This is a genomic window from Xenorhabdus sp. BG5, from assembly GCF_015163665.1.
Lineage (GTDB): Bacteria > Pseudomonadota > Gammaproteobacteria > Enterobacterales > Enterobacteriaceae > Xenorhabdus.
This window is the reverse complement of the sequence record NZ_JADEUG010000039.1, coordinates 1-19,260: the sequence shown is the minus strand read 5'-3', so window position 1 is coordinate 19,260 and position 19,260 is coordinate 1. Positions and strand designations below refer to the sequence as shown.

Sequence of the window (19,260 nt, the reverse complement as noted above, 5' to 3'; positions counted from 1 at the left end):
AATTTCGATTGCGAGAGTGTATAATGGAAGAGAAGAATAATAACCAGCAAGAATTAAAGAGTGTCGATAAAGCGTTCACCCATGAATTTAAACCTAAAGATATATATCTTACAACCGCTGCTTATATTGCAGAAAAAGGATTTGAGGTTGGTGTTACTTTATTTTTAAATGGAATTATTGTTTCAGGGATGCTTGTTAGTAATAAGCGTTACTCAACGTTAATCGCTGGAAAGGTTTTTATGGCGTCGAATCAAGAGGCAGGGCAGGCATTTTTAGATGTCATTCTTAATATTGGTGATAGGATTAACGAAAAAGATAAAGAAATTAATGAAATAGAATATTTATACTTATCCGATGTTGAAATAACAACCTCAAACGGCAATAAATTAAAAACTGATTCAGAAATGAGAGTTAAACTTGCAGAGGTTAACGGTTTTATATTTGGTAAGTTCGATGATCGTTAATTTCGACTGAATTATTAGATAACCCTCTCCGGAGGGTTTTTTATTGGGTGAAATATGACAAAACCAGAATTTAAATGGCGACCACAGGATAACTATGAGGTTAGTCATGAACCGCGAGTAAAGGTTATCAAGTTTGGTGACGGCTACGAGCAGCGTATTAAGGACGGCATTAACAATCAGCTCAAAAAGTACCAGCTTAGCTTTGTTGAGAAAGCCGATACGGGACGCGCTATTGATGAGTTCCTACGGGCACGAGGTGCGGTAGAGTCATTTACATGGCTAACCAGCGATGATAACCAATTGCGTACTTTCGTTTGTCGTTCGTGGACAGTGAATAGACAGTGGCTGATGTGGTCTATTAGTTGTGTTTTTGAAGAGGTGGTGGCGTGAGAGATATTCCAAAAGAAATGCGGATTGAGGTCACTGAGCTTAGTCAAAATGCTACTCTTAATCTGTATGAAATAGATTTAACGGCCTTTGGTGGTGATATCTACCGTTTTCATGATGGTATGAATGGAAAGTTACAGCCGGTTATCTGGCAAGGAATGCGCTATGAGCCTTACCCGGTTGAGGTGACCGGGTTTGAAATGAGCGGGAAAGGTCCTAGTGCAAGGCCGAAAATGGTCTTTGCCAACATTAACGGGTTTATTACGGCGATAAATCAGGATTTCAATGATGCGCTAGGTGCGGTAGTGACACGCCATCAAGTACCTGAGATTTATCTGGATGCAGTGAACTTCCCTAATGGCAATCCACAGGCCGATCCAACGCGAGAGGCGGTGAGTAAATACTTGATAGAACAGAAGCAAGATTCCAATGCTGACTTTGTAACTTACGTGCTTGCCCTGCCAAGTGAAACTGATGGCGCGTTAATTCCTGCACGAGTCATTCAGGCGGATATTTGTTGCTGGCAGTATCGTTCTGCTGATTGTGGCTATGATGGCCCACCCGTGGCAGATGAAAAAGACCAGCCAACCACTAATCTACTCAAAGATCGATGCTCCAAAAAATACAGTGGTTGCATCATGAGATACCCTCGTCCTCAACCTATGCCCATTGGCTGTTTTCTGGGTTCTAATAAGTTAGGTTAATCATGCTTGAACAAGACATTATCGCCCACGCGAAAGCAGAAGGGGCGAGGGAATCGTGCGGCCTGATTTCGGGTGGGCGCTATTTTCCGTGCCGTAATATTTCGCCAGATCCTGAGAACTACTTCGAAATTAATCCCGATGACTGGATAACCGCAGAATGTTTTGCCGACATCGAAGTTATCGTTCACAGTCACCCAAATGGACGCCCTCGCCTGAGTACTGGAGATAGGGAGCAGCAAATCAGAACAGGCTTGCCGTGGTGGTTGGCCTGTGGTGACCAAGTTCATAAATTCCGCCCCGTTCCACGGTTATTAGGTCGGGAATTTATTCACGGTGTACAGGATTGCTATTCCCTCATTAGCGATGCTTATCATCTTGCGGGTATCGAATTAATAGATGCAGAGCGTGAGGATGAGTGGTGGAACAAAGGGCAAAATCTTTATATCGATAATAGTACTAGCCAGGGGTTTGAGCAGGTTGATGAAATTCAGCCCGGCGACATCATTCTTATCTGCTTAGGTAGCCAAACGCCCTGTCATGGGGCTATTTATATCGGCAATCAAAAAATCTTACATCACAGACCAGACCGCATCAGTAAACGCGATGTTTATGACGGTTACTGGCTCAAATATACCCACTCAGTATGGAGACATAAACAATGGTCAAGTTACAGCTTGGAGGCCATCTTAGAAGATTTGGCCGTCGCTACGAATTAGAAGTGCGTGATGCAGCGGAAGCGGTCCGATGCCTGTGTTACCAGCTAAAAGGCTTCCATCAAGCGCTGTCTGACGGGTATATCCGCATTCGTATTGCGGGGCGGGACATGACAGAAAAGAGTATTCCGGCTGGCATGAATCACCCACTCAATGATGGTGATATTGTCACGATTGTGCCTATTGTTAGCGGTGCTGGCGGAAACATGGGAGTCGGCATGGCTATTCTGGGTGTTGTTGCTGTAGGTGCCGCATTTTTTACCGGAGGGGCTTCGATTGCAGCATGGGCGAGTATGGGTATGGCTGGCACAGTAGCAACTGGTTTAGCTATTGCAGGCGTTGCATTAATCGGTGCAGGGTTGGCATCTATGCTCACCAAAATGCCTAAAGGCCCAGAAATAGGATCAAGTAAAACCGATGGCAATCAGTATTTCAGTTCACTGGAAAACCGTATCGGACAAGGGTATCCGGTTCCGATTGCCTACGGTGAAATGGTTGTGGGTTCGAATGTTATCTCTCAAGGTTTGGAGACAGAATAATGGGAAAAGGTGGCGGTGGCGGCAGTACACCCAGACTGCTTGATGATAACCTGAAAAATAAACAGTTTCTGAAAATTGTTGATCTGATTGGGGAAGGACAAATCGAGGGACCTGTTGGTGGATTGCACGGGTTCAGGATAAACGGGACGCCAGTCGTCGATAAAGACGGCAATCCCAATATCAATGGTGTTACTGTTCAGTGGCGCGCTGGCACTCAATCCCAAGAGCCACTCAGCGACTATCCATTCGTTGAGAGTGAGATACCTGTCAGCGTCGAAGTTAAGAAAGAAACGCCTATCCTCAGATCGGTATCCAGTCAGGATGTAGATCGAGTCCGATTTACCGTGGGTGTTAGTCAGCTTGTCCAGACCGATAGCAAAGGTAATCAGAATAACACCTCAGTAGAGTTGGCTATTGATGTGAATGATGGTTCTGGCTGGTATAACGCAAAAATTGTACAGATAGGCCCGGCTAAAATCAGCGGACAATATCTGGAATCTCACACCATTGACGCACCGAAGAAAAAACCGTTTCAAATCAGGGTATCTCGATTAACTGAGGACAGCAAGAGCGACCAACTTCGCAACGGTACGGTATGGGCCAGCTATACCGAAATTACCGATACCTTGATGAGCTACCCCAATAGTGCTGTGGTTGGTATGCGCATTGATCGGTCACAGTTTGCTGATACCCCCAAACGTACCTACCACATCAGAGGGATGATTGTGCAGGTGCCAGATAACTACAACCCAGAAACCCGTGAATATCAGGGCGTATGGACAGGACGCTTTCAGCCAGCGTACACAAATAATCCAGCATGGATTTTCTACGATTTGGTCACCAATACCCGTTATGGCATCGGGAAACTGATGGGACCTTTCGGTTGTGACAAATTCGCCATGTATGCCATTGCACAATATTGTGATAAACCCGTTCCTGATGGATTCGGTGGCAAAGAACCTCGTTTTACCTGTAATGCCTATATAGCAAACCAACGCAAGGCGCGGGATGTGCTGGATGATTTGGCATCCGTATTCCGTGGTATGCAGGTATGGGACGGTTTGAAGCTGACTGCATTTCAGGATAGGCCATCCGATCCAGTATGGACATTTACTAACGCTAATGTGGTTGAGGGGAAATTTAACTACAGTTCTGCTGCAAAGAAAGCCCGCCACACCATGATTGAGGTTACATGGACTAACCCAGATAACGGCTGGAAAGACGAGCGGGAAATCATTCAGGATGATGAGCTGGTGGCTCGTTTGGGGATTAACGTCAAAAAAGTGGCAGCATTTGGCTGCACCAGTCGCGGGCAGGCTCACCGTGTCGGTAAATGGATCATTGAAACCGAGAAGCTCGAAACGGACTCAGTTACATTCAGTACAGGGCGAGAGGGAATTAATTGTATTCCTGGTGATATCGTTGAGATTGCAGACAATACCTTTGCTGCTGCGCGTATCGGTGGGCGTGTTATTTCATTTTCAGGAAAAGACGTTCGCCTTGATGCACCAGCCGAGTTTTCGAAAGGCGAATCAGGTTACTTCTCCTATATGGGAAATGAAGGGACATTCGTTAAGGCTGATATCAATTCCGTCAACGGTGATGTCGTCACCCTGAAAGATGTACCTACTGGATTGCGGCAATGGGGTATATTTTCAATCTCTAAAAAATCCCTTGTCACTCGTTTATTCAGGGTCATGAGCATTGCCGAAGACAATAAAACGGGTAATTACAACTTTACTTGCATTCAGCATGAGCCGCAAAAAGAGGCCATTGTTGATCAGGGAGTTGATTTTAAAGGAAATCCCGCCACGCAAAACGTTATCCGCATTCCTAATATCGAGCGTCTGAGTATTGCATATATTCTCGATAGCTCGCAGGTACAGGCTCGCGCAATGTGGGCGACAACAACTATTAACCGGAGTATCACGTTTGATGTGACGGTATATCGTGATAATAAGGTTGCACTCAGGGGGAATACCAAGGAGCTTGAATATTATTTCAATGGACTTGAAGCTGGTAATTATATGGTTGGTGTTCGCGCCCGTGATGACAGCGGAATGTTAGGCGATGAATCCAAGGTTCAGATGGTAATTGGTGTACCTGCCGCACCCTCTGTCGTTAACATTGAGCCGGGATTTTTTGAGTTAAAAGCCATTCCTCATATCAGTGCACCAAAGACACTGGGCACTCAGTTTGAATTCTGGTTCTCAGAAAAACAGATCGTCAATATTAACGAGATTGAGGCACTGGCTGATTTTCTGGGTATTGCTAAATTCTGGATAAAAGGTCAGCTAAAAGCGGGAACACCCTATTGGTTCTATGTTCGCAGTATCAATGAATTCGGCAAATCGCATTTCGTTGAAGCGGTCGGAGAACCCAATGACAATACTAGGGAGATTCTGGATGAATTAGGCAATAAATTCATGACCGCCGAGTCTGGAAAGCGGATACAGGATCAATTGGATTATCAGGCTGAGGCTGTCCTCATCAACGGAGCCGCGACTCAGCAGAATAGTTTTGAACTGATGGCAAGGGATGGGGAAAACAAGGCTGAAATCAAACGCCTTGACCGTGTCTTTGCGAGTGCAGAAGAAACATGGGCGCAGCAAATTACCGAGGTTAAAGCCGAAATACAGAGCGATATTAAAACAAGCGTATCGAAAAACGAAAAGGCCATAGCCAAGGTGGATTCAGCTCTGGCGGAGAGTGATCAGCGTACACAGGCGCAATTAGACAAGCAATCCGCCATTGTCCGAGAAAAAGCGACAGCCGTCTTTGATATCGACGGTAACGGTTATGCTATCAAAGATATCGGGGCAGGAGTGAACTACAGGGGGCAATATTATGGCGCAGGAATGGTGATCGGGGCTGAGGTGAAGAATGGCAGGGTTGAAACTCACTTCGGCGTCAGGGCGAACCAGTTTACCGTAGTGAATCCGACCAATGGGAAGATGGAACCGGTGTTCGTGATTAAGAACGGGCAGGCTTTTATCAAGGAAGCGTTTATTGATAAAAACTATATCAGGGAAATTATTTTATCTGATGCTATCAGGTCAAAGAACTACGTCCAGTACAGGGCGGGCTTTTTGATTAATGCGGTCACAGGCGCTTTTGAATTTAATGATATGCGTTCCCGTGCAGGGTTACGCTGGTCGAATGGGGCGATTGCCTGTTATGACCAGAACGGACGGGTCAGGGCGGCGATGGGATATACAGGACAATTTCGATGAGTGATTATGGTTTTGGTGTGTGGGACGAGCAGGGGCGGCAGCGCAATACAGGCATCCGCCCTTTTCTTTATGTGGGCTTTATGAAAGTGAATAGCGGGCAAACGTCAGGCGCGCTGACGGTTCCCAGAGAGCCGATGAGTGCGGGGCTGAGGCTCTCTTATGTGTTTATATGCACACAAACAGGGGACTGGCCGAACGAAAAACGCCAGTTTTTGGTGAGAGACAATCAAATCATTATTTCAACCGGGCGTAATGTGGCCGCTGAGGGCTGGTTGATTGCGTATTACACGGCGTGAGGATATATGGACTGGGGCGCATTTTTAACGACGAATGAAGGGGTTCCCTGGTGGACACCCAAAACGACACCGCTTTCTTTTGTGCGGAAAATATCGGTCACCGTTGACAGGCTATATAACCGTATAGACACGCAGATTAGTACGACACAACCCTGTATGGCGTTTATGTGCGCGCGTACTAACAATGCCTTGTATGCACCCTATGGTGAACTCAGCAGTAATAATGGACGCTGGGGCATTGGATTATCCGCGCCGGATGCCCGTACCCCCGTATTGTGTGAGATTTATCTTTTTACTCTGGTTTATCCGCAGCCTGTCCCTGAATGGGGAATTGCTGTCTGGGATGAGCACGGGAAATGCGTCATGACCAGTGATACAAACCCGCTGGCTATTGAGGGGGAATACAACACCAGCCAGCAAGTGACATTGCGGGGAAAGAAAGCCCTGTTAATACAAACGACAGGCTGGATTAGTTCTACGGTCGATATCCCCGGAGATGAATCCAGACTGCAATATAAAGACACCTCTTTTTCGGCGATTTTCAACGGCCAATCCACACAATTCATTCCGGCGGCAGTATCAGGCGCGACGGCATTGATTGCAGAAGTCAGGGTAGAAGACCTCACCAGCCCTTATATTGACTGCGTGCACTACGATTAACAGGAACTCCATCATGTACTATTCACAAGGCACGATTTCCACCGTGTCCGGCTCGGCTATTGTCCGCGGCACGGGCACCAAATTTATCTCGAACATTAACGGCGTTGCCCCTGGGCAGATTATATTAATCCGGTCTGGCAGCAACAATTTAATTCACATGATTCAGGCGGTGAATTCCGATACGGAACTGGTACTGGCCGATAGTGTCGCTGTCACCCTGAATAACGTAAAATACCAGATCCAGACCACGGTTCCCGATTCTGTTTCAGATGGCGTCCGGCATATTGTGGCCAACACCAGCTATATCACCCAGTTCCTCCAGAACATGGACAAATGGATGTCACAGAGTGGCGTGGTCAATGTGACATTGCCGAATGGACAGACTGTGTCGTTGCAGTCGATACGGGCGTTACAGGCGGCGATGCTGGATAAAAATAAGAATGGGGCAGATATTCCCAACAAACCGGCGTTTGTGAAAAACCTGGGTTTGGCAACTCAGCAATGGGTAATAGATAATGGTTCTGGGTTTATCCAATATAAACGAATTAATCCGGCCGCCCTTACCGAGTTCACGTCGTGGATTAAATCGTTACCGAATGGTGGACATGCATTCCAATTTGGAGCGCATGACGGGGAAATAGGTTACAAATGGTCATGTGGTTATGTAACACGGGCGGGGGATACATGGGCTGGATTCGTTGCACACTATAATCAGGGTGTTGCAGTCGTCCATGGTAGTGATAATGATGGTTCTACAAAAGTGAGTTATTTGTGGACTAATAAAAATGCATGGAAAGATAGTAACGGCTACCTGAGAGCATCCTCCCCCCTCATCCAAATCTACCCCGACGGCAAATTCATCACCAACGACGAATCCGAGGGTGCTACCGTCACTAAACTTGGCATCGGTCATTATCAAATATCCGGTGTGCTGGGCTATAACGCTGACGGGGCATGGGGCGTTCATGGCGGTATCTCGTCGCCGAAGAACAATAACGGGCTGGAACTCATCTACATTGATGACCAGGTGCAAAAGGACGGTTGCATCACCATCAAGACATTCCACCGTCAGCACACGCATTTACCTAAGCAGTTCCAGAACAAGCGGATAAAAGACATTGTCGATGGTGAAAAGGTCTACTATGCCGATGCTGAACCCTGTGACATCCCAGAAGGCTGTCGCTTAGATGTCCGTGTGCAGATGCCGGAAGATTCGGTGTGGAATGTGGGGCAGGGGGAGGGTGAATAGCGATCATGATGGTTGAGGTCGGATTGCATAGGCTGGATACTGCCAAATTAGGTGGGACGCATTTGGGACAGGCATCGAAAGGCAACCACAGGTAACTGCGGGTAACTTTCGGTAAGGTGGGACGTGTGAGCACTGATAAATGCGGTAATTGATTGATTTATAAAGTAGGCTTACTCTCTTCTAAGCCGTAGGTCACAGGTTCGAATCCTGTAGGGCGTACCATAAAATCAATGAGTTACGATAAAAAAATTAAAGCCCGTCATAACAACGGGTCAGGTAACGGGTCAAGTTACCTCTGCTTCTTCTCTCTCACCCAAGCCACATAGACCTCTTCAGGCCATCCAAGAAATGTTCCACCAGCAGTCCTGTCGGGTTTAGGAAACTCATTTCTTTTTGCGTACATTCTCCAAAGGGTTGTTTTGCTTTTTCCTGTTAGTTGTTGCATCTCTTCACGCTTAATGTATCTTATCGCCACTACTTGCCTCCCTTTCTGATAACCATTTTTCAAAACCCCCTTGCTTGCGTATCAGGCTTGCCTTACTACATCGGTAGTATCAGCAGGGCGTGTCCCTGGTTGTTTTGATGACTTGGATAAGGCACCGCATAATTTTTTCGTCTGTTCATTTGATGATTTTTTGTATAACCACCTTACTTCATTATGTTTCAGGTGGTATTCAGGCCAGAGCTGATTACTGATATGAATTGCTCAGTGTTTTACTTGTTCCCAATATAAAGATGCAAGATGATATTTTTCTTCTGGCTCCATTTGAACCACTTTATTCGCAGTTTCCATATAATAGACTTCTTTCATATTCTCTGTGTAACCGTTCTAAATTTAGAATGAAATATTCCCCGGCGCAGGCGCTGTAATTAAGTTTTTATACTTATAAAAATTTAGGGCTTTTGTTTTTTTGTTTTATTAGTCTGTGGTATGACGATTTTCGATTACCGACAGCATTTTCGTTTCTATCTTAATGAGGGATAATATCAACTAAATACATATATCGTCCTTTTCTCTTATAGAGCGCATAACCGTAATCGACAATGGGTTCTAGATTATAGTAAGGAACAGGCTCTGTATGTTTTGGGCTGACCCGATAGCTCGTTAGTAGATGATGTTTAAATTCATCTTTATTTTTTGTGCCCATGCTGTTATTTCGATTATTGTATTTTGGGCACTGGCCTGCCAAAAAGGTAATCGGTGTTGTGCCTATATGCTGGCTGTTCGCTTGTGCGATATTGGCAACAATGCCTTTAATGTTGATAGCCTTTTTTTGTTTTGTTGCCGGTTCCTTGATGGTGGCAGAAGTAAAGGTACTCATAAATCCTCTCGCTGACTATTTTAGTGATTATTCCTATCACTTTGATGTCGCTAACATTATCACTTAAATTCCATTAAATCCATACCTATAGTGATATAAATCAATTTTTTTAATTATCTTATTGATATAAAGTAATTTTAATTTGATATCATCTGAATGATTTTGAGTCTTGAGGGTGATAACAATTTCAACGGCATTGAAGATACTGCACTAAAAAACAGTATCTTGTCGTAAATATAGGCAGGATTTGGCGGTGTTTCGAGTAGGGATGAGAATGTTATCGTTTTCGCTTCATGTTTCGAAATAAATAAACAATCACACCGACGATTTTCATGTCAGGAGAAAGGGTTATCAAGGGGATACGCGAGTCATCAACAGATAAAAAACTGACAGCCCCCCCTTGTTTATAACGATAAACCGAATAATGTTCTCCGATGCGTGCATAGACTAAATCATCATTGGCGATATCTTCCTGTGTATCCACCACGATCACCGTCCCTTCCGGCGCTTCAGCGCAGCCGGTATTTTGGGGGATGCGATAAGCCCGGCAGGATTCCATAGGGGGCTGCTGTTCAGAAAAGGCCGGCACCATGAAGGACTCCGGGGTTTCTTGTTCTGCTTCATAAATTTTTACCGGTACATAACGGTTGTCATGCCTGACAGCAAATTCAGTATCACCCGACTGCGATTTATGACCACTGCCATCACTGAGCCATTCTGGGCGCACGTCAAGCGCCTTGGCCAAATCAACGAGTCTGCCTGTTTTGACGGCGTTCCCGGAAAGTAATTTCCATATCATGGATTGTGCCATGCCGGCTTTTTTTGCCAGCGCAGATTGGGTCAGCCCCTTATCTGCCATGGCTTCTTTTAATCTATCAGCAAGTGTCATAAGTGCCTCATAAATGCCTCATAAGTGGTTCCCGCATTTACGTGAAATACCGGGGATAAGCCCAAGAACCGCTGTCTTGGAACATTTTTTTCTTATTCTATCTCTAAAGTGATACCTTTACAAATACTCCAATAGTGATTTATATTGACTGCTGGTGATATTGTTATTGCCGTGGTGTTGGAGAAAGGAACTAATGAAAAACAGTGTGATAAAAAAAGTGATAGAGATCGCAGGTAGCCAGGCCAAACTGGCTCAGGTGCTGGGGTGTGCGCAATCGCTTATCAGCGCATGGCTATACGGAAAAAAACGGGTTTCAGTGTCGTTGGTACCCGATATTGTGGTTTTTTCAAACGGCACAGTCCAGGCCCATGAACTGCGTCCTGACCTGCCTAAAGTTTTCCCACCGCCTGAAACCAAGATCCATGAATAATATGCATGGCGTTTTGGATGAACCCGATATGAACATGTGGATGTTGTTTAGCGTACGGTAGCAGGGAGGAAACGGCATGAGTATGAGTCTGATGGCTAAGGCCATGAGTATCAGAGTAGGGAACCCTCTGAGAAAACTGGTGCTTATTAAATTAGCGGACAATGCAAACGACAAAGGGGAGTGCTGGCCCTCGTATCAGCATATTGCGGATCATTGCGAATGTAGCAAAAGCGCAGTGCGAAGTCACATTGATGCCCTGATTGAGATGGGGCTGCTTATCAAGGAAAACCGACTGGGTAACCATAATGGTAAGGGAAATGCCTCGAATTTATATTACCTGAATTTATCGGCTGCCCCTGTGCCACTAAAAAGCATCCCCCCTGTGCCGCCAGAAAACATACCTGTGCCATCTGTTGGCACCCCTGTGCCGTCAGATGACATCCCCCCTGTGCCACCAGATGGCACCAGAACCAGTCACTCTTTTGAACCCGTCAAGGAATCAGTCAAAGAACCTAATACACCCCTTACCCCTCACGGGGCTGGGCAGGGAAAAAAAGCCAAATTCGATCCATTGACTGCTAAGCCAGAAAACGTCAGTGCCGAAACGTGGGCGGACTGGGTGAAGTTCAGGCAGGAAATCAGGAAACCGCTGACAGAAACCAGTTGCCGGCAACAGGCTAAGCAATTAGCGGGATGCATCAATCCTGACGAGGTGATTTGCACCTCCATTGCTAACAGCTGGCAAGGATTATTTCCTGACAAACCGCAATCCGGGCGGCAGCCACAAGCTAACACCCATACCGGATTTGAGCACAAGCGTTATGAATCACACGGCGCAAACTGGACAAAAAATCTTTAAGGAGCAGAAGACGCGATGGAAACACCTGATTTCGGCATATTGAAAATCGTTCCCCGTTTTGCGCAGGCCAGCTTTGCTACCTACCAGCCGCAGAGCCTGATGGCAGAAAACAATCTGAAAACCTGTCAAGGTTACGTCCAAACATGGGAGGAACGCAAGAGGGCAGGGGAAGGCATGATCCTGTGTGGACGCCAGGGAACAGGAAAAACCCACCTTGCTGTCGCCCTCTGCCGCGAAATTGCCTCAGGGGGTGATGAAGCTGTTTTTATCACCACCGCATCACGCATCATCCGGGCTTTTCGTCGTTCGTGGAATAGCGAAGGGGAGATGAGCGAATTTGACACCCTGAAATTTTACAGCGAGCTGGATTTGCTGGTGATTGACGAAATCGGCGTCCAATACGGCACGGAGTCTGAACGCAATATTCTGTTTGAGGTGCTGAATAATCGCTATGAAGACCTGTTGCCTACTATCTTGATCAGTAACTTGCCTGTGACTGAGCTGGCTCAGTTTTTGGGTGACCGGACACTGGACAGATTACTTCAGGGCGGCACGGTATTGGCCTTTGACTGGGAAAGTTATAGAAGGGAAACAGTATGAATGAATATGATTTGGAAACAGCGGTCATCAGTGGCTTGTTGTCAGGCGGGGCGACACCGGATGCCTACGATGTACTGGCGACTTTGCCGGATGACGCGTTCAGCTCCGTTCATCTGCGGCGAGTGTACGGGGAAATTAAAAAGCAGGCCCTGGGCAGCGACATTATCGATCCCTTTTTCATTGCGGATGCAATGGGTGAAGAACGCGGTATTCTGGCTAACTTGCTGGAACTGGCCAAGACCCCTGTCTGGCAGGCCAATTTAAAAGGTTATGCTGAAAAAGTCATACGCTACTGGCGGATACGTCAGGTCACTGATCTGATTAACCGTTACCAGAAAGCGATTCAGGCCTGCGGCAATCACACGCAAGCTGAAGCCCTGATTGAGGCTTTTACGTCCCAGTTTAATGGATTATCCCGGAGTGACAGCAGCTTACAGCCCGTTGTCATAGGCACATTGCTGGATGGATATGTCGAAACACTGGAGGCTCGCAATCAGGGCAAGACAGGCATGATCCTGACAGGAATTGAACCGCTGGACGAGTTGACAGGGGGATTTAACCCGACTGACCTGATTTTGCTGGGCGGACGTCCGGGCATGGGAAAAACGGAACTGGCCCTGTGCATGATTGACGGCATGACCCGCGACGGTGGCGGGGCTTTGTTGTTTTCCATGGAAATGGCGGCGCAACAAATTGCCGAGCGTATGGTGGCGGGATCTGCCGCGATACCGGTTTCTAAACTCAGAAACTGTGAATTGTATGACGAAGACTGGGGACGCATTGGAAATGCATTGGGTTCACTCATCGACCGGGATATTCATGTTTTGGATGCCAGTAGCCTGAGTATCGAACAAATTTGTGCCATCAGTGAAACACATAAGCGCCGCCACCCGAATCTGCAAGGGATATTTGTGGATTATCTCGGGTTAATTCAAAAACCCCGGGCTGACCGTCACGATCTGGCGGTGGCGGAAATATCGAAGGCCCTGAAAGGATTGGCTAAACGGCTGCACACCCCGGTCATGGCGTTGAGCCAGTTATCAAGGGAGGTGGATAAGCGCCCCTTGCATCAGCGTCGCCCAGTTGCCGCAGACTTACGTGATTCAGGTTCGCTGGAACAGGATGCGGATCGCATTATTTTTACTTACAGGGAGGCGGTGTATAACCCGCTCAGTCCTGCCAAACGGTATGCTGAAATTATTCTGGGCAAGAACCGTCATGGACAAACCGGTACAGTTTATCAGGAATTCAGGCACGGACATTACCTGCCGACCGATCAGATATCAGCGGCTGAAATTTGCCGGATGCCACGACAAACTAAACCAAAAGAACGCCGTTATGCCGACAGGGCGCTTTAATAACAGGGGAGTGCGCGAATGCGTAATATTCAATTAGTCATGGAACGCTGGGGGGCATGGGTGGCTGATAACAGCGATGGCATTTATTGGTCATCCATTGCGGCGGGCTTCAAAGGATTAATCCCGAACAGAGTGAAATCCCGCGTACAGTGCTGTGATGATGACGCTATGATTGTTTCCAGTTGCATGGCAAAACTGAATCAGAAGCATAGTGATGCTCATGACCTGCTATTTGATTATTACGTGTTCGGTAAAACGTTTATGCAATTAGCCTATGATCACCACTGTTCTGACGGACACATAGGGAAGAAACTACAAAAAGCCGAAGGTGTTATTGAAGGCATGCTAATGATGTTAGATATCACACTGGAAATGGATAAGTACGTTCAGTCAGAACCGACTGAAATTAACTCAAATCAGTGATACAGTCATTTTAAAAAAACTTTACGTACGTAAAAATAATGTTATTGTGATAAGAGTCATAGTCATGCCACACAACTTATTAATTCCAGACAGTTGACCTCGCCCCTGGCGGGGTTTTTTATTGCCTGAAATAAACATAAGACTTGCTGTTGTGCTTGGTCAGAGTTACATGTGTGTTTGTGCATAAAAACTCACCAAAAGGTTAAAATTATCATGCTAAAACATGAAGATATGACAACAACCGCCGCCTGTGTTTTAGAAACCCTTCCCCCGGATATTTGGGTTAGCGTTTCTGATGTTTACAAATTAACGGGGCTACCTGAACCCCGTTGCCAATTACTGTTAACACAATTTCGTCTGGCAGGTTTGATGGAAAGCCGGAATGATGACACGTTTTTCAAACGTTGCCCTTGAGCGGGTAATGTCTTAAACGGTGAAAGGCTGGCGCTTTTCACCGTGGTTTTCCTGAGAATCCGTCAGCGTCTATTTATGGAAAACGTTTGTGAATTTAAACCGTATCACATTAATTAACGACGACTCGCTGAAATTTATCAAAACCCTGCCGGATAACTGCATTGACTTAATTGCCACTGACCCGCCGTATTTTCGCGTAAAAGACTGTCACTGGGATAACCAGTGGCACGATGTCACGGCCTACCTTGCGTGGCTGGATGAATTACTTGCCGAATTTTGGCGGGTACTGAAACCCAACGGCAGCCTGTATATGTTCTGTAGTTCGCGTCTGGCCTCTGATACGGAATTGTTGGTGCGGGAACGATTTAACGTATTGAACCATATCATTTGGGCGAAACCGTCCGGCCCGTGGCGCAGACATAATAAAGAAAGCCTGCGGATGTATTTCCCGGCCACTGAACGCATTATTTTTGCCGAACATTATCAGGGTCCCTATCACCCGAAAGGCGATGGCTATTTCAAACAATGCCAGGAACTCAAACAGTCGGTGTTTAAGCCGCTGATCGATTATTTTCGGGATGCCCGAAAAGCGTTAGGTATCACGGCAAAAGATATCCATGATGCCACTGGGAAACAGATGGCCAGTCACTGGTTCAGCGATAGCCAGTGGCAGTTACCCAATGAAACTGACTATCGGAAGTTACAAGCGTTGTTTGGCCGTGTCGCTAACGAAAAGCACCAATGTGGCGAACTGAACACCCCGTATCCTGAGCTGGTGGACTCTCATTTAACCCTGTCGCGTCAGTATGATGAATTGCGGCAGGAACATGGCTTATTGCGCCGTTCGTTTACCGTCACAGCCACTGTGCCTTATACCGATGTCTGGCAATTTGCGCCCGTTCAGTATTATCCGGGCAAGCATCCGTGCGAAAAACCGGCTGACCTGATGGCGCATATTATCCAGTCCAGCAGCCGGGAAGGGGATCTGGTCGCCGATTTCTTTATGGGGTCAGGGGCGACACTGAAAGCGGCCTTGAAGTTAAATCGTCGCGTGTTGGGGGTAGAACTGGAAGAAGCGCGGTTTAGGCAGACGGAACAAGAAATAAAATTATTCACAAATAAATGAATGGGATTCAGTGGATTGTAAAAATGACCATACAAGGCTAATCGATATATTCAATCATAAGTATTGATTAATATATTTATGCTGTTTAACAGCCGGAGGAAGTTAAATATTAAATTGAACTTCCTATTATTTTATAAATATAAGGAAATAGTATGTCTGAATTTATTAAGCCTGAACATGAATGTCCATTTGATCCAAAACAATATCAGTGTGATTGTTTTATTGCACCGGTGGGTTCTTTCTCTTGGGCTTTGATTCAATTAAAACTACGCAAGCGCGTTACTCGTTCTGCGTGGAAGAATTGCCAAGGGAATAACGAGATGTATCTGACTATCACTCCACGTGTAAATGATTTAACTGTGGAGAAAGATAGTGCTTACGCGGTTGATGGTGTTGCTGTTAGCACTAAGTATGATTATTTGACACATATTGATTTGCGCAATGAGCACGGTAATTTTGTGCCGTGGCAACCAACGCAAGAAGATATGATGGCGTGTGATTGGAGGTTTGTGGAAAATAATATAAAGCCAGAAATTGAACCATTTCCTGAGTCAGCACTTAGAATGAAAGGTAAATTAACACTTGGTAGGCATCAGGATTCTGAATTCAATTACTTAGAATATATTGGCTATGAAAAATTGCTTAAGACGGGTCGTTGGGAAGAGATTAGCAACAATACATTCATCAAAAATTTTGAGGGTTTTTCTTTCCACAACAAATTCAAACCTACTCAGTCCCAAGCAATCACTCAGGGATTATATTGGCGTATTACAGAAAACAGAGAAGAAATTTACAAAAAACTTGAGTCAGGAAATCTGATGGTTTCTTGTTTAGGTGAATATTATAAATTAACCAATGGTAAAACAAATTCATTCGACTCATTCGAGTTAATTTACAGCGAAGCAGATAACCCAGATACAGTAAAATTGATGCAGTTATTTAAAGATAACATCGGCAAAACACTAGAGATTGAATTTATTTTCGAAGATAAAGATCCTCATGGTGTCCATTCTTAATAATTAATTGATAGATTAAGGCCATGCTTCGGCATGGTCCTTCTTTCAAAAAAGTTCTGGTTGCGCAGAACAGGCGGACTGATTTACGTCAGAAAATTTTTGACTAACTTAACTCACAGGGGTGAACCTATCACATCCCAAGGATGTTCATTGATCGAATAGGGCGATTATGAAGATGAAAGAAAACCCTGATATCTGGGGGCATCTTGGTGACTTGCTCGCCTCAATAAAAGAGCAAGGTATCGGTGCAACTCTCGCAGGAACAATGGCATTTCTCCGGGGGCGCTATAACGGTGGCGGCTGGCTAAGGGTTTCAATCGATGCCTTTATGTGTTCCATGTTTGCTTGGTTCATTCGTGATGTATTAAATTTGTTTGGTCTGAATCCTGATTTGGCCTATATCGGTAGTGTGGTGATGGGTTATTTGGGTACGGACTTTATTGGTCAATTGTTGCGTAAGGTGGCAAAGAAAAGAACGGGAGCATCCTCTGATGGAAATCAGCAATAAAGGTTTTGAGTGCATCAAGCAATATGAAGGCCTGAAACTAAAATCCTACCCTGATCCCGCAACAGGTGGTATGCCGTGGACCATTGGTTGTGGTCATACAAAAGGGGTTAAGAAAGGAGATGTGATTACAGAGCAGCAAGCCGAGGCATTCTTGCATGATGATCTCCAAACTATTTACACCACATTAAGGCAATCGGTTAAAGTTTCGCTGAATCAAAGACAGTTCGATGCTTTGTGTTCGTTTATATTCAATTGTGGCAGCGGTAACTTTTCGGGTTCCACTCTATTAAAGAAGCTCAATCAAGGTGATTATACAGGCGCTGCGGCAGAGTTTTCCCGATGGAATAAAGCGGCAGATAAGGTCATGCATGGGTTGGATAATCGCAGGGCATCTGAACGTCAGATGTTTTTATCATGAAGCCGAATTTCACCTCCGGCGTTGTTGTTGCATTGATTATTGCCTCAGTCGCAGCTTTTTTATACCGCTCTGGATATAAGAAACAGCTCGGCATTAATAGCGATCAGATAACCGAAATTCAGCAACTGACTGACACCATTAACGACCAGAACTCGCATATTGAAATGCTGTATGAGTTGGATACCAAATACACTCAGGAACTCACCAATGCCAAGACTGAAATTAACACTCTTCGGACTGATATTGCCGCTGGTCGTTGCAAGCTGCGTATCCAAGCCACCTGTCCCGTGCCAGAAACTTCTTCCTCCGGCAGCATGGGCGATGCAGCCTCCGTCGAACTCACTGGAGAAGCTGGATCAACTGTTCTCGATATCCGAGAAGGCATCAACAACGACCGGGCAAAATTAAGATATTTGCAGGAATATGTGAATGCCGTCTGCCTGTATTAATTATGACATGTCTTCTTGTCATCGAACGTACAGACAGAATCAAAAATAACCCATGCCTTCGAGGAAGACGGATCATTATCAGCAAACATCCGCTGTAGGCTGGATAATTGGTTATCAAGTACCTTGAATTAGCGGGGGCTAAAATGAAAGTATAAAAATTGGTCATCATTGCCGAGGCACAAGATCTCGCCTTCTTTTTTATCTTTTACTTTGATATCAGCAACCAGTTCAGTTGCGACATATTGGCTGCCTACGTAATCAGAAAAAACATTTTCTTGTATGCTGTCATTATCAATGCTTGCTTGTCCCAGTATCGATAGCGCACCATCCGCCTGTACTTTCCTCATTTCTTTAATCCCATAATCCAGGCACCGCTTAGCATAATTATTTTCATGCTCAGTTACAGCTATTGCTTGTGGTGCAATGAGTATTGATGACAAGAGTAATAGAAGGGTGATTGGTCTCATGAAAATTGTTCCGTATGTAATTTTGACAAATGAAATAGTTATGTTAGCAGCATTTAAATAAAGGAGAAAACGATGATGATAATCCACCTTAATGAAGGTGGTAGCATTGCAGCCGAAAACTTCAAGGTCTTCAATAATGAAGAACTCTATAAGACCGTGCGTCTCGGCGGGCGACTGTACCATGCCTCACTCTATAGCGGAATATGGTGATATGCCACCCCGTATCCCCAGAGCCTGCCGCAAACGTGGCTGCCCTAAGACCACTACCGACCGCTCAGGCTACTGTCACGATCATTTGCACACAGGCTGGCAGAACCACCAGCAAGGCAAGAATCGACATGCACGTGGCTATGGCAGCAAGTGGGACAAGCAGTTGTGCCAGCAGTGCTTACGCGAAGGTCGAGCCGTGACAGGGGTGACAGTTGATCATGTTACACCCAAGGCACACGGTGGTACGGATGAGCTATCCAATCTGCAACTATTATGTTGGGCTTGCCATAAACGTAAGACCGCCATGGAGCGACTACGATGAGGTCGATGAGATATAGGCAGAGAAAATATTAATTTCTCAATGTAATCATCGCATCTGCCATAGTCATGGGAGGGGGCAAATCCCTGCCACTCTCCTGTCTCTTGATCACATCTCTAGCTCAAGAGACTGTACAAGCAGGTAACCCTCCAGGATGGTTTGTAATATGAACCATCCTTCCCATAATCTTTCCCATCCTACTCGACC

25 protein-coding genes are annotated in these 19,260 nt (G+C 45.7%); 21 read left to right on the top strand and 4 right to left on the bottom strand.

What is annotated here, in order from left to right; genetic code table 11:
- Positions 1-23: 23 nt before the first annotated feature.
- The 9 genes from IQ209_RS15840 to IQ209_RS15800 are packed head-to-tail and all read left to right on the top strand — an operon-like array spanning position 24 to position 8,245.
- The gene (locus IQ209_RS15840; RefSeq protein WP_193852197.1) at positions 24-464 is read left to right on the top strand and encodes a hypothetical protein; all 441 of its coding nucleotides are present in this window, start codon (positions 24-26) and stop codon (positions 462-464) included.
- A gap of 54 nt (positions 465-518) precedes the next feature.
- Positions 519-854, top strand: a complete 336-nt coding sequence (locus IQ209_RS15835; protein WP_193852196.1) for a phage tail protein — start codon at positions 519-521, stop codon at positions 852-854.
- Positions 851-1,555 (top strand): phage minor tail protein L, encoded by a 705-nt coding sequence (locus IQ209_RS15830; protein WP_193852195.1) that lies wholly within the window; start codon positions 851-853, stop codon positions 1,553-1,555. The genes IQ209_RS15835 and IQ209_RS15830 overlap by 4 nt, the downstream gene beginning before the upstream one ends.
- Before the next feature lie 2 nt (positions 1,556-1,557).
- Positions 1,558-2,271 (top strand): C40 family peptidase, encoded by a 714-nt coding sequence (locus IQ209_RS15825; protein WP_193852194.1) that lies wholly within the window; start codon positions 1,558-1,560, stop codon positions 2,269-2,271.
- Entirely contained in the window at positions 2,214-2,807 is a 594-nt protein-coding gene (locus IQ209_RS15820) for a tail assembly protein (protein ID WP_193852193.1), read from the top strand. Before IQ209_RS15825 ends, IQ209_RS15820 begins: the two co-directional genes overlap by 58 nt.
- Entirely contained in the window at positions 2,807-6,040 is a 3,234-nt protein-coding gene (locus IQ209_RS15815) for a host specificity protein J (RefSeq protein ID WP_193852192.1), read from the top strand. Before IQ209_RS15820 ends, IQ209_RS15815 begins: the two co-directional genes overlap by 1 nt.
- Complete coding sequence (locus IQ209_RS15810) at positions 6,037-6,336, top strand: hypothetical protein (protein ID WP_193852191.1); 300 nt, start codon at positions 6,037-6,039, stop codon at positions 6,334-6,336. Before IQ209_RS15815 ends, IQ209_RS15810 begins: the two co-directional genes overlap by 4 nt.
- Positions 6,337-6,342: 6 nt before the next feature.
- Positions 6,343-6,996 (top strand): hypothetical protein, encoded by a 654-nt coding sequence (locus tag IQ209_RS15805; RefSeq protein WP_193852190.1) that lies wholly within the window; start codon positions 6,343-6,345, stop codon positions 6,994-6,996.
- A 13-nt stretch (positions 6,997-7,009) separates the two neighbouring features.
- Positions 7,010-8,245 carry a hypothetical protein gene (locus IQ209_RS15800; protein WP_193852189.1) on the top strand — a complete coding sequence of 412 codons (1,236 nt, stop codon included), beginning with the start codon at positions 7,010-7,012 and terminating at the stop codon, positions 8,243-8,245.
- A gap of 289 nt (positions 8,246-8,534) precedes the next feature.
- On the opposite strand, the gene IQ209_RS15795 is transcribed toward IQ209_RS15800, so the two are convergent.
- The 3 genes from IQ209_RS15795 to IQ209_RS15785 form a co-directional block, all read right to left on the bottom strand.
- Positions 8,535-8,720 carry an AlpA family phage regulatory protein gene (locus IQ209_RS15795; RefSeq protein ID WP_193852207.1) on the bottom strand — a complete coding sequence of 62 codons (186 nt, stop codon included), beginning with the start codon at positions 8,718-8,720 and terminating at the stop codon, positions 8,535-8,537.
- Positions 8,721-9,216: 496 nt separating this feature from the next.
- The gene (locus tag IQ209_RS15790; protein ID WP_223281860.1) at positions 9,217-9,567 is read right to left on the bottom strand and encodes a hypothetical protein; all 351 of its coding nucleotides are present in this window, start codon (positions 9,565-9,567) and stop codon (positions 9,217-9,219) included.
- A 277-nt stretch (positions 9,568-9,844) separates the two neighbouring features.
- Positions 9,845-10,456 carry an XRE family transcriptional regulator gene (locus IQ209_RS15785; protein WP_193852188.1) on the bottom strand — a complete coding sequence of 204 codons (612 nt, stop codon included), beginning with the start codon at positions 10,454-10,456 and terminating at the stop codon, positions 9,845-9,847.
- A 193-nt stretch (positions 10,457-10,649) separates the two neighbouring features.
- On the opposite strand from IQ209_RS15785, the gene IQ209_RS15780 reads away from it, so the two are divergent.
- From IQ209_RS15780 to IQ209_RS18605, 11 genes are all read left to right on the top strand, one after another.
- Positions 10,650-10,886, top strand: a complete 237-nt coding sequence (locus IQ209_RS15780) for a YdaS family helix-turn-helix protein (RefSeq protein WP_189761107.1) — start codon at positions 10,650-10,652, stop codon at positions 10,884-10,886.
- 82 nt (positions 10,887-10,968) lie between these two features.
- On the top strand, positions 10,969-11,745 hold the full coding sequence (locus tag IQ209_RS15775) for a helix-turn-helix domain-containing protein (RefSeq protein WP_370588429.1): 777 nt from the start codon (positions 10,969-10,971) through the stop codon (positions 11,743-11,745).
- 15 nt (positions 11,746-11,760) lie between these two features.
- The gene (locus IQ209_RS15770) at positions 11,761-12,345 is read left to right on the top strand and encodes an ATP-binding protein (protein ID WP_193852186.1); all 585 of its coding nucleotides are present in this window, start codon (positions 11,761-11,763) and stop codon (positions 12,343-12,345) included.
- Positions 12,342-13,703 carry a replicative DNA helicase gene (locus IQ209_RS15765; protein WP_193852185.1) on the top strand — a complete coding sequence of 454 codons (1,362 nt, stop codon included), beginning with the start codon at positions 12,342-12,344 and terminating at the stop codon, positions 13,701-13,703. The genes IQ209_RS15770 and IQ209_RS15765 overlap by 4 nt, the downstream gene beginning before the upstream one ends.
- Before the next feature lie 18 nt (positions 13,704-13,721).
- On the top strand, positions 13,722-14,126 hold the full coding sequence (locus IQ209_RS15760) for an antiterminator Q family protein (RefSeq protein WP_193852184.1): 405 nt from the start codon (positions 13,722-13,724) through the stop codon (positions 14,124-14,126).
- Positions 14,127-14,339: 213 nt separating this feature from the next.
- Positions 14,340-14,540 (top strand): hypothetical protein, encoded by a 201-nt coding sequence (locus IQ209_RS15755; RefSeq protein WP_193852183.1) that lies wholly within the window; start codon positions 14,340-14,342, stop codon positions 14,538-14,540.
- 88 nt (positions 14,541-14,628) lie between these two features.
- Positions 14,629-15,666: a site-specific DNA-methyltransferase gene (locus tag IQ209_RS15750; protein WP_193852182.1), complete on the top strand. Its 1,038-nt coding sequence runs from the start codon at positions 14,629-14,631 to the stop codon at positions 15,664-15,666.
- Between the two features lie 152 nt (positions 15,667-15,818).
- Positions 15,819-16,682: a DUF2829 domain-containing protein gene (locus IQ209_RS15745; protein ID WP_193852181.1), complete on the top strand. Its 864-nt coding sequence runs from the start codon at positions 15,819-15,821 to the stop codon at positions 16,680-16,682.
- 169 nt (positions 16,683-16,851) lie between these two features.
- Entirely contained in the window at positions 16,852-17,190 is a 339-nt protein-coding gene (locus tag IQ209_RS15740) for a phage holin, lambda family (RefSeq protein ID WP_193852180.1), read from the top strand.
- Entirely contained in the window at positions 17,174-17,608 is a 435-nt protein-coding gene (locus IQ209_RS15735; protein ID WP_193852179.1) for a lysozyme, read from the top strand. The genes IQ209_RS15740 and IQ209_RS15735 overlap by 17 nt, the downstream gene beginning before the upstream one ends.
- Positions 17,605-18,057, top strand: coding sequence for a lysis protein (locus IQ209_RS18605; protein ID WP_193852178.1), 453 nt, complete (start codon positions 17,605-17,607; stop codon positions 18,055-18,057). Before IQ209_RS15735 ends, IQ209_RS18605 begins: the two co-directional genes overlap by 4 nt.
- Positions 18,058-18,185: 128 nt before the next feature.
- Here the strand turns inward: IQ209_RS18605 and IQ209_RS15725 are convergent, their stop codons facing one another.
- Positions 18,186-18,707 (bottom strand): hypothetical protein, encoded by a 522-nt coding sequence (locus IQ209_RS15725; protein WP_193852177.1) that lies wholly within the window; start codon positions 18,705-18,707, stop codon positions 18,186-18,188.
- 28 nt (positions 18,708-18,735) lie between these two features.
- On the opposite strand from IQ209_RS15725, the gene IQ209_RS15720 reads away from it, so the two are divergent.
- Positions 18,736-19,056: an HNH endonuclease gene (locus tag IQ209_RS15720; RefSeq protein ID WP_193852206.1), complete on the top strand. Its 321-nt coding sequence runs from the start codon at positions 18,736-18,738 to the stop codon at positions 19,054-19,056.
- Positions 19,057-19,260 lie beyond the last annotated feature (204 nt).